Origin of the sequence: Clostridium felsineum DSM 794 (assembly GCF_002006355.2) — a bacterium.
Taxonomy (GTDB): domain Bacteria; phylum Bacillota; class Clostridia; order Clostridiales; family Clostridiaceae; genus Clostridium_S; species Clostridium_S felsineum.
Genome location: NZ_CP096980.1, coordinates 2,208,084 through 2,223,977, shown reverse-complemented (window position 1 = coordinate 2,223,977; position 15,894 = coordinate 2,208,084). Strand labels below are relative to the sequence as shown.

Sequence of the window (15,894 nt, the reverse complement as noted above, 5' to 3'; positions counted from 1 at the left end):
TACGCACAGCATTTAATATGGATAAATAACTTAAAGCTTCTTAAGTCATTTATCCAAATCAATTAATCACTTATATCTTCTAAATCAAGTGTTATACTTGTGCCTTTATTGACCTGCTTTCCTGCGTCAATACTCTGGGTTTCTACAACACCGTCTCCTGAAATTTTAAAATCAAGTCCAAGACTTTTTAATACTTCCTCTGCTTCTTTTTTGCTATATCCCGTCAAATTTGGAACTATAACATCATTACTATTATAATTAGGAGTGTCGCTTGTGTAAAGTACTACTTTTGTTCCTTCCTTTACTGTTATACCTGGAGTAGGTGTAATATTGGCTATATAAGCACCTCCTCCATCAACCTCTGAATCTATATTTAAATCCTTAAGCGTCTTCATAGCGTCTTCCTTCTTCATTCCACGAACATTCGGAATAACAACATCCTTAAGCATACTTTTAGCTGCATCAGAAGTTGATACATCTGGCTTTATACCTAAATAATTAAATATATCATTAAAAACCTTTTGACCTACCGGCGCAGAAATTTGACCTGCATAATAATTTGATGGATCTGGTTCATCTATTGAAACCATAACCGTAACTTTAGGGTCATTTGCTGGTGCCATTCCAACAAAGGATGCTAGATACTTCCCACGCTCATACCCTCCACCATTAGGATTTGGTTTTTGAGCTGTACCTGTTTTTCCTGCAATATGGTATCCATCAATAAATGCCTTCTTACCTCCACCCTCTGATACTACCTTTTCAAGGTATCCTCTTAAGGTGGCTGTCATACCTTCATCCAAAATCCTTTTCTTATTATAATCGGTATATTCCTTATCTACAACTTCCTTATTGTTCTCTACGTGACTTATTTCTTTCATTACATGTGGTGTTATTAAATAACCTCCATTTGCTACGGAATTAAAGGCCTGCATATATTGAACCATGGATACAGTGTTAGATTGTCCAAAAGCTATTGTAGCCAAATCTACAGGTCCTATTTTATTTGTTGGTCTAATTATGCCTCTTGCTTCTCCTGGAAGATCTATACCCGTCTTTTTTCCAAAACCAAATTTATTTATATAGTCATTAAGATTCTTGGCTCCAAGCCTTTCTCCTAATTCAGCAAAGCCTACATTACATGAGTTCTTTAAGATATCAACGAAGGTCTCATCGCCATGGCCAGTTCTTTTCCAACAGTGAATAGTCTTTTTAGCTACCGTAATACTTCCACCGCAATGAAATTTATCATCCTCATGAACCACTCCTAAACTCATAGCTGCACTTGATGTTATAACCTTAAATATAGATCCAGGTTCAAAAGCATCACTTACAGCTCTATTTCTCCAGCTTTTTTGAAGTTCATCATAGCTCTTACTTTTATCCCAAGGATTATTCAAATCATAATCTGGATTGTTAGCCATAGCAAGTATTTCGCCATTTTTAGGATTCATTATAATTATTGAAACAGCCTTTGCCTTATTATTTACTAAAGCCTCCTGAGCATACTTTTCAGCGAAATATTGCATGTTCTTATCTATAGTAAGGACAACATCTCTGCCATCCAACGGTTTTGAATATTCAGATATTGTGTATGGTAAATTTGCACTATTTTTATCTATTTCTGCTTTTCTTACCCCTGGTTTACCTTTTAAGTAACTGTTATATTTAAGCTCTACTCCAGTTAATCCATCTCCATCAGAGTTAGTATGTCCAATTACCTGTGATAAAAAGTTACTATTGGGATAATATCTTTTAGTATCAGGAGATACCATTACTCCTTTTACGTTTATCGCTAATACCTTGTTAGCCTTAGCTTTATCTATTCTTCTTGTTAAAATAGCTGATCCCATTGGTCTTCCATCTTTAAATCTTTTATTAAGCTGCTTTAAAACATCCTTTTTATCCATCTCTAGTGCACTGGCAAGTTTATCTCCAAGTTCGTCCATTTTCATTTTTTTCTCTTCAAGGGAATTCTTTATAGTATTTAAATCCAAATCTACTCTATAGACATTACCACTTATAGCTAGCTCTTCTTCATTCCTATCTAATATCCTTCCCCTTTTAGCTGAAATCTTAACCTCACTTGTCCACTGTTCTTGTGCCATTTTTTTATACTTTACAGATTTTGCAACCATAACATTAAAAAGACTATAACACAAAAGCAGTATTAAACAAGTTAAAATTAGAAACACAACAAAAATTCTGTTTCTAATAGTAGCCTTATCAACTAATATTCTTTTTGGCAACCGATACCTCCTTAAAAAAACTTGCTTTCTATGATCTCTAAAATACCTTTACTTTTTGAAGCTTCAGTATCCTTATCTATAGTTATACTTTTCTTTTGCAGGTTAGTATATGTCGCATGATTTTTATCTGGATTAACCATATGTAAATCTCCTGTTGCCTTCTCAGCTACATTGTCAATACTTTCATTTTTAAAGAGCTCAAGCTTTAAATCATCATTTTCTCCCGATATATTATTAGAGTCATTTTGAACCATCTCAAGCTTATTTTGAAGTGAATAAATCTCAGAGTACCTATATAAAACGGTAAAACCCAATATAAAAACAGCAACTATGGCTAATATAACTCTAGCCTGCTTTTTCATCTGAATATGTTTTTTTATAAGCTTCATTCTTTTTTCTTTTTTTCTTCTTTCTCTGTAATTTTTAAGCGCTCTTTCATTAGCGTCTGTATTATTTTTCTGTGGTGCTAATGCATTACTACCTTTAACCTGAAATTCTTTATCCGTTATTATCAATATTATTCACCCCATTCCAATATTATAACTTACAAATTTATTTTTTTGGCTACTCTGAGTTTAGCACTTCTACTTCTAGGATTATATTCAAGTTCAGCACTAGAAGCTTCTATTGGTTTTCGTGTGATTATTTTTATCTTAGGTTTTTTTCCACACACACACATAGGTATATCTTTGGGGCATATACATGGATCTTGAAGTTCTCTATACTTATTTTTAATAATTCTATCTTCAAGAGAATGAAATGTTATTATACAAATTCTTCCACCATCCTCTAATTTATCTACTGCATCTTCTATTGTCTTGTTTAAAATTTGAAGCTCATGATTTACCTCTATTCTTATGGCTTGAAAAGTTCTCTTTGCTGGATGTGGTCCCTGCCTTCTAAATTTTGCTGGAATTGCTGCTTTTATTATTTCCACAAGCTCGAAGGTTGTATTTATTGGTCCTTCACTTCTTTTTTCTACAATAAATCTAGCTATTCTCTTTGCAAACTTTTCCTCTCCATAATTTCTTATTACAGAATAAAGCTTCTCCTCGTCATATACATTAACAACATCATAAGCTGAAAATTCATTGTCCCTATTCATTCTCATATCAAGAGGAGCATCATTCATATAACTAAAGCCTCTTTCTGCCTCATCAAGCTGATACGAGGAAACTCCTAAATCCGCTAATATACCATCAACTTTATCTATTCTAAGTTCCTCTAATATGCTTTTTATATTAGAAAAATTATCGTGTACAAATGTAAAATTCTTATAATCTTTAAGTCTTTCACTTGCAGCCTTAAGTGCGTCTTTATCCTGGTCTATTCCTATTAATCTTCCTTTATCTGAAAGTCTTTTTAAAATTTCAGAAGAATGACCAGCTCCTCCAAGAGTACAATCCACATAAATTCCATCTTCTTTTATGTCTAAATTTTCTATAGTTTCTTCCAATAATACTGGAACATGATTAAATTCCATAACAAAATCTCCTTTTATATCCCAAGTTCGCTCATTTTTTCTGCTATCTCATTCATATCCACACTTGCTTCATTGTATTCTACCCATTTTTCTTTGCTCCATATCTCTATTCTTGTGGATACTCCAATACTTATAATTTCCTTATTTATTGAAGCATATTCTATTAAATTTTGTGGTACAAGTACTCTTCCCTGCTTATCTAAAGTAACTTCATTTGCTCCTGAAAAGAAAAACCTAACAAAAGCCCTTGCATTATGATTAGTCAGGGGAAGTTTCTTTAACTTTTCCTCAAGAATTTTCCATTCATTTATAGGATATACATAAAGACATCCATCTAACCCTTTAGTTAAAATAAAGTTATCGCCAAGCTCTTCCCTAAACTTAGAGGGTATAATTATTCTATTTTTTGAATCCAAAGCATGATTATATTCTCCTATAAACACACTTTCTACCCCCTTATGTGTTTTTTCACCCACTTTACACCACTTTAAACCACTTTCTATATTATTCTATATGAATCTTAGAATTCCTTCTTTTAAAGTTAAATTTTTAAATCTCTTAAACTTTTTTATGAAAACTTCTATTCTTGAATAAATGCACCTCTTAGAGTATAATTTATAAGATGAATTTATTTTAGAAGGGATGTACACATAAATGAGATTGGGAATTGTAGGTTTACCAAACGTAGGTAAAAGTACTTTATTTAATGCCATAACAAAAGCAGGAGCAGAATCTGCAAATTATCCTTTTTGTACTATAGAACCTAATGTAGGAGTTGTATCTGTTCCAGACAGACGACTTGATGTTCTTGAAAAAATGTATAATTCAAAAAAGAAAGTACACACAAGTATAGAATTTTATGATATAGCGGGTCTTGTTAAAGGTGCTAGTAAAGGAGAAGGACTTGGAAATAAGTTTTTATCTCATATAAGAGAGTCTGCCGCAATAGTTCATGTTGTAAGATGTTTTAAAGATGATAATATAGTTCATGTAGATGGCAGCATTGACCCTATACGTGATATTGAAACTATTAATTTTGAACTCATATTTTCAGATCTTGAGGTTCTTGAAAAAAGAATAGAAAAGACTGTAAAGACAGCTCGCTCTGGTGATAAAAAATCCAAAGCAGAACTTGTTACATTAGAAAAATTAAAAAAACATCTTGAAGATGGAAAATCTGTAAGAACTCTTGAATTCACTGATGATGAAGAAGAATTTGTAAAAGGACTTTTCCTTTTAACTTCAAAACCAGTTCTATATGCAGCTAATGTATCAGAAGATGATGTACTATCTGGAAATATAGAAAATGATATGGTTAAAGCTGTTCAAAATTATGCAAAGAGTGAAAACTCAGAAGTAATTCCTATTTGTGCTGGTCTTGAAGAGCAACTTTCTTCACTTGAAGAGGATGAACAAAAAGAAATGCTTTCAGAATACGGACTTGAAGACTCTGGTTTAAATAGACTTATAGAAAGCAGTTATAAATTATTAGGACTTATGAGCTTTTTAACTGCTGGTCCTGAGGAAGTAAGAGCATGGACTATAAAGCAAGGAACAAAAGCTCCTGCTGCTGCTGGTAAAATACATACAGATATTGAAAGAGGCTTTATACGTGCTGAAATAGTATCTTATGATGATTTAGTTAATTGTGGTTCTGAATCTGCTGCAAAAGAAAAAGGACTTTATAGACTTGAAGGAAAAGAATATATCATGCAGGAAGGCGATGTAGTATTCTTCAGATTCAATGTATAGTTTTACTAAAATGAGACGAAATTTTAAAGTTTCGTCTCATTTTAGTAATTTAATGTCTTCTTTCTCTCTTGATTTCATACTTTTTCATTTCTAATTTTGCTTTCTTATTTACCTCTTCCCAGTTAGAATCCATTAAAATTTCTACTGCATCTTTAATATTTTCCGCTGTAAATATATTAAACCTTTTTTCAATAACCGCTTTTTCAACCTCATAATTAAGAACTATTGAATCCATATTACTTTGAGGTATTATAACGGAATATGCCTCATTTCTTCTATATAAATTAGCAATCTTATAAAATCCTTCAATTTTATCCTTTACACCACCTACTGGCTGAATTTCTCCAAATTGATTTATAGATCCTGTAACCCCTACATTTTGCTTTATAGGGACTTTGGACAGTGCTGAAAGCATACATACAGTTTCTGCTACTGATGCACTATCTCCCTCAAGTTTTCCATATACTTGCTCAAAAGATAGATAAAAATCCACTGGAAGCCTATCGTATCCTCCAAATATTTCTCCTAAAAGTCCTTTTAATATGCTTATTGATTTTGAATGAATATTTCCACTCATAGAATTTTCTTTTTGAATATCAATTATATTTCCATTTCCCTTTTGGCAAGTACAAGTTACTCTAATGGGTTTTCCCATATCCTTATATCCAAAACTAATTACTGACAATGCATTTATCTGTCCTATTTTCTCACCAAAAAAATCCATAAGTATCTTATTATCTTTATAATTTTTAATAATCTCTTCTTCTATAATTTCTTCTTTATAAATTACCTTTCTTACATTCTCATCATTTATATACTTATCAGAATCCTTGTCAGCATTATTACAGGTCAATGTTAATATTCTTTTTATTTCTTTAGGCAAAATATGAAGCCTGTTTCTATCATCAGCTATTCTAGATAAATGCTTACATATCTCCTTAAAGGCAGATGTAGATATTTCTTTATTATTTTTGCAGTGTAAAAATGTATCAACCATTTTTTCAACACATCTTATAGAATTCTCATCAATATCAACTACAGGATTAAATTCAGCCTTTATTCTAAAAAGTTCCCTAAAATCTTCATCTAAATTATATAAAATATTGTAGGTTTCATAATCCCCAATTAATATAACTTTAACATTTATTTTTACGGGTTTAGGAAGTAAACCTTTCAATGATATAATCTCAAAATGATCTTTATTATAATCAAATCTTACCTTTTCATTTAACAGCACCTTTTTTAGATAATAATAGGAATGTGTTTTTTCAATTAAATCTCTAACTCTTATTATAATACAGCCCTCATTTGCCTTTAAAATACTTCCTGCCTTTATTAAACTCAAATCTGTAACATAATTTCCATTTAAATTTTTATATTCAACATTTCCTAAAAGATTTGATAATTTAGGATCATCCTCAAAAATAACTACAGGTTTATCATTACTACTATTGTCAACAATGACATTAACATAATATTTTAAAAGTAGGCTAAATATCCTTTCAGAATCCTTTTCGTAATTTGAAGTATAATTTTTTATGACCTCTTCCTTTATATCATCAAATACTTTATAGATATATACTACTGCCTCAGGTATAGTTTCAAATTCACTCATATGAGCATACTTTTTTCCTTCAATATTATTTTCTATATAGTCTTTAAAACACTCTTTTAAATCTTCCAATTCCTTTTCTTCTATAGTCTTTAATTTTTCAAATACCACTTTAGTACTATTTTTTAACTTTTTCATATTACTCAATATATTTTCTTTTTCCTCTTCATTAAGCGCCTCATATTCATCTTCTGTAATAGTCTTTCCTTCTTTTAATGGTATAAAATTAAATCCAGCCTCTGAGGTTTTAAGTTCGAATCCCGCTTCTTCTGCTTCCTCTAATATTTTATTTATTACATTTTTTTTATTACTTCTTGCCTCTTCTATTACCAAATCTCTTTCTTCAATATCTAGTGAATTATAAAATTTATATATTATATCCTTATATACTTTCTTGATATCTTCAATACATTTATAAAGTTTTTGCCCAAATCCATTATTTAAAATCATACTTTCTGGTTCATTCTCATCTTCTCCTGTAACATAACATATATCTTTAGGTCTATCCCTCTTACTCAAAATGTAATTAACATAACTTTTTATATTGTTTAACATCTCGTCACTAAAGTTATCTACAAGATAAATATTATATCCTTTATCCTTTATATCAATTCCTCTTTTTATATCAACATATAATTTATCATAAATATTAAATTTAGATGTCCCTTTATTTCTAAAGTTAATGTTATAAATAACTTCCTCAGGAGTAAGCTTTCTAATCATTCTCCAATCCCCCCTCTATAATGCATTAAAATACTTATATTGTGCTTTAAAATATTTCTATTCAAAAGGTTCAGTTAAAGTATTTTCCCATTATATTATATATTAATATTCTTAAAGTTTTATTTTAGGAACATTTTTTTGGTAAGCTTAAGATTTACATTCACAAATATTTCAACCTATGCTATAATAAACGAGAATAACATATGCACTTTTAAAACCAACATAAAGGAGTTATCGATATGAGTTTTAAAGATAAATTAATAGAATCTTCAAGAGACAATTTTTTCAGAAAATATGGTGATAGATTTACCAACGTTCAAGGGAATGTACTTTCAGTTAAAGTTGAAAGAAAAAGTATTTTATGGATTTTCAATAAATTAATCGCTACAATTATCATAAAACCAGATAGAAGCAAAACAGTACTAAAGTGTGTATATAAAACACATAAATTTTTTAAAAAACCAACTTTCATGAACATATTTCAAGGTAATCTAGTAATTGTTCAAGGTTTAAAACCTAAAAAGAACTCAAAGAAACCTAATGAGGCTTTTTCTGTCATGAATATAAGAAATTTAAGTACAAAGTCTGATTTAGTTAAAGTTGATGATGGTGGAGTAAAAACCACAAAAAAAGTCCAAAGGATAAAATAAAATTAACACTTAAGCTATATAAACAAAAGCTTAAGTGTTTTTATTTATATGTTTTTAATTTTTATTACGATATAAGTATAGGCTGTTTATTAAAGCTATAAAACCCGAGAAAAACAAAACTATAATCCATTGAGGAAGATCCAAGGCTGCAGTATGAAAAAGTGTCTCCATAAATGGAATATATACTACACCCACAAGCATTATTATAGAAACACTAACTGCTCCCAAAAGATATAAATTGGTAAACAATTTTATCTCGAATATGGAATGTTTTTCAGAACGACACTCAAATACATGTATTAATTGAGACATAATTAATGTACCAAGAGCCATAGTTCTGCTTGTTTTTAATCCAAATCCTAGATATAATCCCACTAAAAATGATAGAACAGTACATATTCCTATAAGACATCCTCTTATAATAATTTTTTCACTAAGTCCTCTAGAAAAAATACCTTCATTCTTTTCCCTTGGCCTATCCTGCATAATGTCTTTATCTGGTGGATCAACTCCAAGAGCCAATGCAGGCAAACCATCTGTAGCCAAATTTACAAGCAAGATTTGTATTGGCAAAAGAGGAGTTTGAAGATTAAACACTGATGACAAAAACATAGTTAGTACTTCTCCTAAGTTGCAAGATAGCAAATATCGTATAAACTTTCTTATATTATTATATATAACTCTTCCTTCTTCTACTGCCGCTACAATTGTAGCAAAGTTATCATCTAAAAGGATCATAGAAGAGGCTTCTTTTGTTACATCTGTACCTGATATTCCCATAGATATTCCTATGTCTGCTTCCTTAATTGCAGGAGCATCATTTACTCCATCACCAGTCATAGCAACTACTTTATTTTTCTTTTTAAATGCCTTTACAATTTTAAGTTTATGTTCGGGACTTACTCTTGCAAAAACTCTTATTTTATCTGTTTTGTTATAGAGCTCTTTTTCACTTATTTTATCAAGTTCTTCACCACTCATAACTTCTGACACATCAGAGCATATATTTAATTCCTTTGCTATTGCAAAAGCTGTATTTTTATGATCTCCTGTTATCATAACTGGAGTTATACCAGCAACTCTACACTCTAAAACAGCATCCTTCACCTCTACTCTTGGAGGATCAATCATTCCTGCTATTCCCAAAAAAATCATGTCATAATCTTTATTTATGTTCTCCTTTTTATATGCCGAGGCAATACACCTTAATGCTTTCCTTGACATATTTTCGAGTACTGAGTTTACCTTTGCTTTATATGTTGAAGTAAACAACTCAACCTTATTATTTATATAAATATATTTACACTTTTCTATTACTCTTTCAGGAGCTCCTTTTAAGTATAAGCTAGTTCCACTTTTTCCCTTACTTATTACATTCATCATTTTTGTCTTAGAATCAAAAGGTACTTCTTTTATTCTTTTTTCCTCTAAAATAAATTTATTTAACTTTGATGTATCTTTAAAAAACGCTCTGATAAGTGCAGTTTCAGTAGGATCACCGAAAAGACATTTATCAATACTTTTTTCCTTAAAATTGTAATCACAATCATTACAATAAATGAAAGTTTTTTTAAGTAAGTCAAACTTGTCCTCTGAATAAAAATCTTTTTCATAAAGTTCATTATTAAAATACATAGCCTTTACTGTCATTTTATTTTGAGTTAAGGTTCCTGTTTTATCACTACAAATTATAGATGTACATCCTAAGGTTTCTACTGCCGGAAGCTTTCTTACAAGAGCTTTCCTTTTAAGCATTCTAGACACACCTATAGCTAAAGCTACTGTTACTATTGCTGGAAGCCCTTCTGGTATTGCAGCAACTGCTAAGCTTACACCTAGAAGAAACATTTCATACTTGTCCTCACCTCTTATTATTCCAAGTACTGTAACAAGTACACATATAACTATACAAAGTATTACTAGTACTTTACCTAAGGATGCTAACTTTTCTTTAAGAGGTGTTTTCTCTTGGTCTATACTTTCAAGCATATTTGCAATTTTGCCCATCTCCGTTGTCATTCCTATTTTTATTACTCTTCCCTTACATTTTCCTGTAAGCACTGTAGTCCCCATATAAAGATCACTATTTTTATTATCTTTTGAAACTCCAACAGATTCTCCCGTAAGTAGGGATTCATCCACCATAACATTTGAACCTTCCATTAAAATGCAATCTGCAGGAATTCTATCTCCTGTATCTAAAAGCACCAAATCTCCAGGAACTAGATTAGCTGCATCAATTACCTTTATACTTCCATTTCTTATTACCTTTGTTGTTGGTGCGGTGAGCTTTTTCAGTGCTTCCAATGATTTTTCTGTCTTAAATTCTTGTATGAATCCTATAATTGCATTCATGATTATAATCACAATTATAGTTACTGCATCTGCTTTTTCACCCATAAGTCCTGAAATGATAGTTGCAGCTATAAGTACCCATATCATAACATCATTAAATTGAGATAGAAATATTTTTACGGTGGAAACTTTCTTCTTCTTTTGTATTGTATTATATCCATATTTTTTCTGTAGTTTTTTTGCTTCTTCTTCTGATAAACCACTTGCTGCCCTATTTTCATTAATCAATTTATCACCCCTCATTGTAAACTATATAATTTATATACTACCTACTTTTACACTTTATGCTTAAACGCACAGAAATTATTACGCATTTTATTCCATTATTAATACTTTACAATTTACGATTAAAATTATAAAATATAGAAAGACTAAGGTTTATACGTATGTTTAGTAGTTTCAATATATTAACGTGTGCTTTGGTTTTTCTATATTACACCAAGAGAAGGGATGTTTAAAAATGGAAAATATCATTTACATATCTGGACATAAGAATCCAGACACAGATTCAATATGTTCAGCAATAGCATATTCAGAATTAAAAAACAAACTAGGCTTTAACACTGTTCCAGCAAGACTTGGAAATGTAAGCCGTGAAACACAATTTGCACTTGACTACTTTAAAGTTGATGCACCTAAATTAGTAGAAAATTTATCTGAAAATCAAGACTTAATATTGGTAGATCATAATGAAAGATCTCAATCTATAGATAATCTAGAAGCTTTACACTTACTTGAGATAATAGATCATCATAGAATAGCAGACATTCAAACAAGCTATCCTATATTCTTCAGAAATGAACCCGTAGGTTGTTCAAGTACAATAATAGGCTCAATGTATTTCGAAAAGGGAATTACCCCTTCAAAAGAAGCAGCTGGACTTATGTGCTCTGCTATAATATCAGATACGCTTTTATTTAGATCTCCTACTACTACAGATAGAGATAAAGAGGTTTTAAAAAAGCTAGCTGAAATAGCAGATATAGATCCTGAAAAATATGCTTCAGAAATGTTCAAAGCAGGTACTTCCCTAAAGGGTAAAACAGTTGAAGAAATATTTAATAGTGATTATAAAGTGTTTAATCTTGGAGATAAGAAAGTAGGCGTTTCTCAAGTTACAACTATGGATATAGAAGGCTTTGATGAATACAAAAAAGATATGTTAGCTTATATGGATAAAAAAGTTAAGGATGAAAGCTTTAATGTAGTACTTTTACTTCTTACAGATATTATAAAAGAAGGCTCACTTTTAATAGCTACTGGAGAAGATACTGCTATTGTAAATAAAGCTTTTAATGTTGAACTTAAAGATAATTCAGTATATGTTCCTGGTATATTATCAAGAAAAAAACAAGTAATACCACCACTAACTTCTGCAATAGAAGCAAAATAAAAAAAAGCACATAAGTGCTTTTTTTTATCTTTTCATATTATTTACAATACTCCACATATTATCGCCTGTCTCTAAGCTCTTTGAGTTTAACTGATATGCTCTCTGCGCAGTTATCATATCTGTCATTTCTGTTCCCAAATCAACATTTGAGTTTTCCAAATAGTTTTGATATATTGATGCCTTATTATTTTGGAATACCTGTACTCCAGGTTTAGGTACAAACAAACTGTTTCCAGCAGACATCATAGAATCACTGCCCGTAACATCATATATATTTATTTTTCCAACATTTGTTGTACTTTGTCCATTATCAATGCCTACAGTACCATCTTGAGTCACAACAACATTATCTGAAGTAAACTTAAAGGTATTAGGATCCACACTATAATCAATATCTAAATAATTTCCATTTGGATCAACTATTTTTCCATTAGGATTTACACTAAAGCTTCCTGCTCTTTCATATGCTTTACTTCCATTTGGCATGGTAACTCTAAAATATCCACTTCCATCAATAGCTAATGCTGTTTTAGAATCACTTGGAGCTAATGATCCTTGAGATCCATCTCTAATCCACTCATCAGCCTTAACTCCTGCTCCAGTATATCGATTATTATCGTTCTCAACTCTTGGATAACCATTTCTGTTTAATGTTTCATATAATAAATCACTAAATCCAACAGTCTCACTTTTATATCCTGTAGTGGTCATATTGGCTAAGTTATTGGATATAGCATCAAGCTTCTCTTGCTCTGCTGCCATACCACTTACACCATTCCACATAATTCTAAACATAATTCTTACACCCCTTTAAACTTCCATTAAACCTTTCCTACTTCATTTACAGCTTTTCCAACAGTCTCATCAATAGATTGGACTGTTTTTTGATTACTTTCAAACACCCTCATTGTAGTCATCATGTCAGTTATTCCCTTCATGACATTTACATTGGATGATTCCAAAGCTTTATTTTCTACACTAGCATTAAAATTTTGAGTAGGGTTATCTCCCTGAAAAAGATTATCACCAATTTTCTTTAATTTCGTATAATCGTTAAAGTCAACAAAATTAAATTTATATTTAGCCTGTCCGTTAACGCTTACATTACCATATGGATCGCAATCAACACTTCCCTTACCTAGATTCATTGGTTCAGTAGTATTAGTTGCTAAATTAGTTCCCATTATATAATCACCATTATCATCAAGAAGATATCCCCCTGAGTTTACATGAAAATGTCCATTTCTTGTATAATAATTTTGATCTGAGCCATTATTTTTTCTAACAGTAAAAAATCCTCTTCCCTCTATTGCAAAATCTGTATCACTATTGGTTGTTTGTATATTTCCACCTGAAAAATTTGTAGCTGTATCATTTATTTTAGATCCTAAATTAAGATTTCCTAAAATTGTTCTAGTTGGAGTACCATTCTCCCTCTTAGAATAATTTTGAATAAGTACATCTTCAAATGATTGAGATGACAAACTATCACTTTTAAAACCAACCGTATTTGTATTTGCAAGGTTATTACTTATTACATCCTGCTTTGCTTCTTGAACTACCATTCCGGTTACAGCAGTATAAAGCCCTCTTACCATATAACCACTTCCTTTATTATTTACTTACCTTCATATCTGTTGGATATTTCATCCCATAAGAATATGCTTTTTGTTCTATTTGACCTTTGGACATAGAGTTACCAATTTTAACAGTGTACATGAAGAATGTAGATATAATCATTCCTACACCTATACCAAAAAGTATTTTTCTATCACATATAATTGCAAAAGCTGATTTTAGTTTGTGTACAATTTTTGAATTAATAATACCTCACCCTTTCCCAAATCTAGCTTTTCTGATATCTCATCCACTGTATTTCCTTCCTTAAAAAGCTTTCTTACATTTCCTATTTTTTCATTCTCATTTTCTTCTATAACATTTTGTTTATCATCGATTACAACATTTATGCTTGTATTCTGAGCCTTACGTTCATTATCGTCTATTTTTTCATTATTTTTATACTTATTTGAATCATCATTATTAAGTCTATCTATTTCTTGCTGCATTTCTAAAATTGTCTCTGCAAATTCTTGTCTCAGTTTTCCTATTTCTAAATCATATTTGTCTGTGTTCTTAATCTGATTGTCAAAACTTGCTTCAAAAGAAGTATCATTTTTTATTGCCTTTATATTTATACCAATAAGAATAATCCCTATAAATATCAAAATAATTCCTGCCATTAAATCAACTCCAAATTATTCATATTTTAATTTTTTAAGCGCTTTTTTAAGGTGCATTATAGCCCTAGTATGAAGCTGACAAACTCTTGATTCTGATACACTTAGAATATTTCCTATTTGCTTTAAAGTTAATTCTTCATAATAATATAATGATAAAACCATTCTATCTTTCTCATTAAGAAGCTCTATACCCTTTGCAAGATACTCAATCTCTTCTTTTTCCTCTAAGTTTTTCTCAGGACTTGGACTTTTTTCATCTTCTATAGTTCCTATTAAAGGCATATCATCATCCTCTGAAAATATTAAATCTTCTAGAGATACAACTGATATATAGTTAATGTACCCTTCAATTTCACCAACTTCTTTTCTTTCAATACCAAGACCACTTGCAATTTCTAACTCTGTTGGTTCTCTACATAATTCTTTTTCTAATCTTTCAACTACTAAATTATACTTATTTAGCTTGTCCATAGCTCCCTTAGAGATAGGACTATTCTTTCTTAATTCGTCTATCATAGCTCCCTTTATTCTTATAGATGAATATGTTGAAAACTTCATTCCTTTACTATGATCAAACTTCTTTAAGGCATCCATAAGTCCTATCATGCCATAACCTACCAAATCTTCATACTCTATATACTTACTCTTACCAATTATTACCCTTGAAGCAATATACTTAACAAGTGGTATATATTTTTTTATTACAGCCTCTCTATCATCTACAATCCCATCTATTGCCATATAAAAAATCCTCCCTATCCTTTTTTCATGTGCTTTCTCATTATATTGAAAGTATAATTTATTATGTGTTCTCTTACTTTTTCATCTACATCATCATCAAATTCAAGTCCACATAAATATTCACCATTTAATTCTCTAATTGCCCTAACGCATGTACTTATTAAAAACACTTTTTCATCACCAACAGGTAAATTTACAAAAATACTATCTCCTATATTGGGCTTTTCCTTTATACGTATTTTTAATCCTCCACCGCTTAAATCAACCATGTATCCATTTGAGAGTTCTTGCACGGAACCATTTTTTAGTTCCTTAGCTTCCTCTTCTGCTACACTTTTATTTAATATTTTATACCTTATATTTTCAATCAATTCAACTCTAAAATTTCTTCTTCTCTGTACCCTTTTTACATCTTTAGAATTTGGTTTTGATATTAATACTAATTTTATTTTATCTTCTTTTTTTCTATCTATAACAGTAGATGTAAAAGAATAAACTTGCTTATTGTGGTAACACCAAACTTCTGCTATATCCCCCTTATGCATAATGGCATAAGTACCGTTATTTATTGGCATACTTATAGCAATATATTTATCTTCAATTCCCTGTATATTACTTTTATAAATTTCGTCATCTACTACAATTTCACATTTGTCATTAATAGCTATAAAACCAAGGTCACTCATAACCACAACT

At 30.5% G+C, this 15,894-nt stretch carries 15 protein-coding genes; 3 read left to right on the top strand and 12 right to left on the bottom strand.

Features of this window, described 5'->3' with window-relative positions; genetic code table 11:
* Positions 1–62: 62 nt before the first annotated feature.
* From CLFE_RS10475 to mraZ, 4 genes are read right to left on the bottom strand one after another with little or no spacing between them, the layout of a single operon-like run.
* Positions 63–2,249 (bottom strand): stage V sporulation protein D, encoded by a 2,187-nt coding sequence (locus tag CLFE_RS10475; protein WP_077851652.1) that lies wholly within the window; start codon positions 2,247–2,249, stop codon positions 63–65.
* Between the two features lie 11 nt (positions 2,250–2,260).
* A complete protein-coding gene (locus CLFE_RS10470; RefSeq protein WP_077832719.1) occupies positions 2,261–2,764 on the bottom strand; it encodes a hypothetical protein in 504 nt (167 codons plus the stop codon).
* 29 nt (positions 2,765–2,793) lie between these two features.
* Positions 2,794–3,732 (bottom strand): 16S rRNA (cytosine(1402)-N(4))-methyltransferase RsmH, encoded by a 939-nt coding sequence (gene rsmH, locus CLFE_RS10465; RefSeq protein ID WP_077851654.1) that lies wholly within the window; start codon positions 3,730–3,732, stop codon positions 2,794–2,796.
* A 14-nt stretch (positions 3,733–3,746) separates the two neighbouring features.
* Entirely contained in the window at positions 3,747–4,175 is a 429-nt protein-coding gene (gene mraZ / locus CLFE_RS10460; RefSeq protein WP_077832863.1) for a division/cell wall cluster transcriptional repressor MraZ, read from the bottom strand.
* 211 nt (positions 4,176–4,386) lie between these two features.
* Between mraZ and ychF the strand changes: the two genes are divergently transcribed.
* On the top strand, positions 4,387–5,484 hold the full coding sequence (ychF, locus tag CLFE_RS10455) for a redox-regulated ATPase YchF (RefSeq protein ID WP_077892673.1): 1,098 nt from the start codon (positions 4,387–4,389) through the stop codon (positions 5,482–5,484).
* Between the two features lie 49 nt (positions 5,485–5,533).
* Here the strand turns inward: ychF and CLFE_RS10450 are convergent, their stop codons facing one another.
* A complete protein-coding gene (locus CLFE_RS10450) occupies positions 5,534–7,819 on the bottom strand; it encodes an AAA family ATPase (protein ID WP_077892674.1) in 2,286 nt (761 codons plus the stop codon).
* Between the two features lie 239 nt (positions 7,820–8,058).
* Between CLFE_RS10450 and CLFE_RS10445 the strand changes: the two genes are divergently transcribed.
* Positions 8,059–8,469: a hypothetical protein gene (locus CLFE_RS10445; protein ID WP_077851656.1), complete on the top strand. Its 411-nt coding sequence runs from the start codon at positions 8,059–8,061 to the stop codon at positions 8,467–8,469.
* Between the two features lie 54 nt (positions 8,470–8,523).
* Here CLFE_RS10445 and CLFE_RS10440 read toward each other — a convergent pair whose 3' ends face one another.
* Positions 8,524–11,049, bottom strand: coding sequence for a calcium-translocating P-type ATPase, PMCA-type (locus CLFE_RS10440; protein ID WP_207651358.1), 2,526 nt, complete (start codon positions 11,047–11,049; stop codon positions 8,524–8,526).
* A 235-nt stretch (positions 11,050–11,284) separates the two neighbouring features.
* Here CLFE_RS10440 and CLFE_RS10435 point away from each other — a divergent pair, with 235 nt between their 5' ends.
* Complete coding sequence (locus CLFE_RS10435) at positions 11,285–12,217, top strand: putative manganese-dependent inorganic diphosphatase (RefSeq protein ID WP_077832713.1); 933 nt, start codon at positions 11,285–11,287, stop codon at positions 12,215–12,217.
* 24 nt (positions 12,218–12,241) lie between these two features.
* On the opposite strand, the gene CLFE_RS10430 is transcribed toward CLFE_RS10435, so the two are convergent.
* From CLFE_RS10430 to CLFE_RS10410, 6 genes are read right to left on the bottom strand one after another with little or no spacing between them, the layout of a single operon-like run.
* Positions 12,242–13,012, bottom strand: coding sequence for a flagellar hook-basal body complex protein (locus CLFE_RS10430; RefSeq protein ID WP_077832712.1), 771 nt, complete (start codon positions 13,010–13,012; stop codon positions 12,242–12,244).
* Positions 13,013–13,038: 26 nt separating this feature from the next.
* On the bottom strand, positions 13,039–13,815 hold the full coding sequence (locus CLFE_RS10425; protein ID WP_077892676.1) for a flagellar basal-body rod protein FlgG: 777 nt from the start codon (positions 13,813–13,815) through the stop codon (positions 13,039–13,041).
* Positions 13,816–13,831: 16 nt separating this feature from the next.
* Positions 13,832–13,957, bottom strand: coding sequence for a hypothetical protein (locus tag CLFE_RS24260; RefSeq protein WP_139356088.1), 126 nt, complete (start codon positions 13,955–13,957; stop codon positions 13,832–13,834).
* Positions 13,958–14,013: 56 nt separating this feature from the next.
* Positions 14,014–14,457 carry a DUF6115 domain-containing protein gene (locus CLFE_RS10420; protein WP_077892677.1) on the bottom strand — a complete coding sequence of 148 codons (444 nt, stop codon included), beginning with the start codon at positions 14,455–14,457 and terminating at the stop codon, positions 14,014–14,016.
* Positions 14,458–14,472: 15 nt separating this feature from the next.
* Positions 14,473–15,198 carry a FliA/WhiG family RNA polymerase sigma factor gene (locus CLFE_RS10415; protein WP_077832709.1) on the bottom strand — a complete coding sequence of 242 codons (726 nt, stop codon included), beginning with the start codon at positions 15,196–15,198 and terminating at the stop codon, positions 14,473–14,475.
* Positions 15,199–15,212: 14 nt separating this feature from the next.
* Positions 15,213–15,884, bottom strand: a complete 672-nt coding sequence (locus CLFE_RS10410) for a flagellar brake protein (RefSeq protein ID WP_077892678.1) — start codon at positions 15,882–15,884, stop codon at positions 15,213–15,215.
* Between the last annotated feature and the right edge of the window lie 10 nt (positions 15,885–15,894).

Excerpts from the sequence above, each read along its gene's own strand:
- CLFE_RS24260 (WP_139356088.1), bottom strand. The coding sequence starts at position 13,957 with ATGATTATATCTACATTCTTCATGTACACTGTTAAAATTGGTAACTCT.
- ychF (WP_077892673.1), top strand. The coding sequence starts at position 4,387 with ATGAGATTGGGAATTGTAGGTTTACCAAACGTAGGTAAAAGTACTTTA.
- CLFE_RS10420 (WP_077892677.1), bottom strand. The coding sequence starts at position 14,457 with ATGGCAGGAATTATTTTGATATTTATAGGGATTATTCTTATTGGTATA.
- CLFE_RS10425 (WP_077892676.1), bottom strand. The coding sequence starts at position 13,815 with ATGGTAAGAGGGCTTTATACTGCTGTAACCGGAATGGTAGTTCAAGAA.
- CLFE_RS10450 (WP_077892674.1), bottom strand. The coding sequence starts at position 7,819 with ATGATTAGAAAGCTTACTCCTGAGGAAGTTATTTATAACATTAACTTT.
- CLFE_RS10410 (WP_077892678.1), bottom strand. The coding sequence starts at position 15,884 with ATGAGTGACCTTGGTTTTATAGCTATTAATGACAAATGTGAAATTGTA.
- CLFE_RS10415 (WP_077832709.1), bottom strand. The coding sequence starts at position 15,198 with ATGGCAATAGATGGGATTGTAGATGATAGAGAGGCTGTAATAAAAAAA.
- CLFE_RS10435 (WP_077832713.1), top strand. The coding sequence starts at position 11,285 with ATGGAAAATATCATTTACATATCTGGACATAAGAATCCAGACACAGAT.
- rsmH (WP_077851654.1), bottom strand. The coding sequence starts at position 3,732 with ATGGAATTTAATCATGTTCCAGTATTATTGGAAGAAACTATAGAAAAT.
- CLFE_RS10445 (WP_077851656.1), top strand. The coding sequence starts at position 8,059 with ATGAGTTTTAAAGATAAATTAATAGAATCTTCAAGAGACAATTTTTTC.
- CLFE_RS10430 (WP_077832712.1), bottom strand. The coding sequence starts at position 13,012 with ATGTTTAGAATTATGTGGAATGGTGTAAGTGGTATGGCAGCAGAGCAA.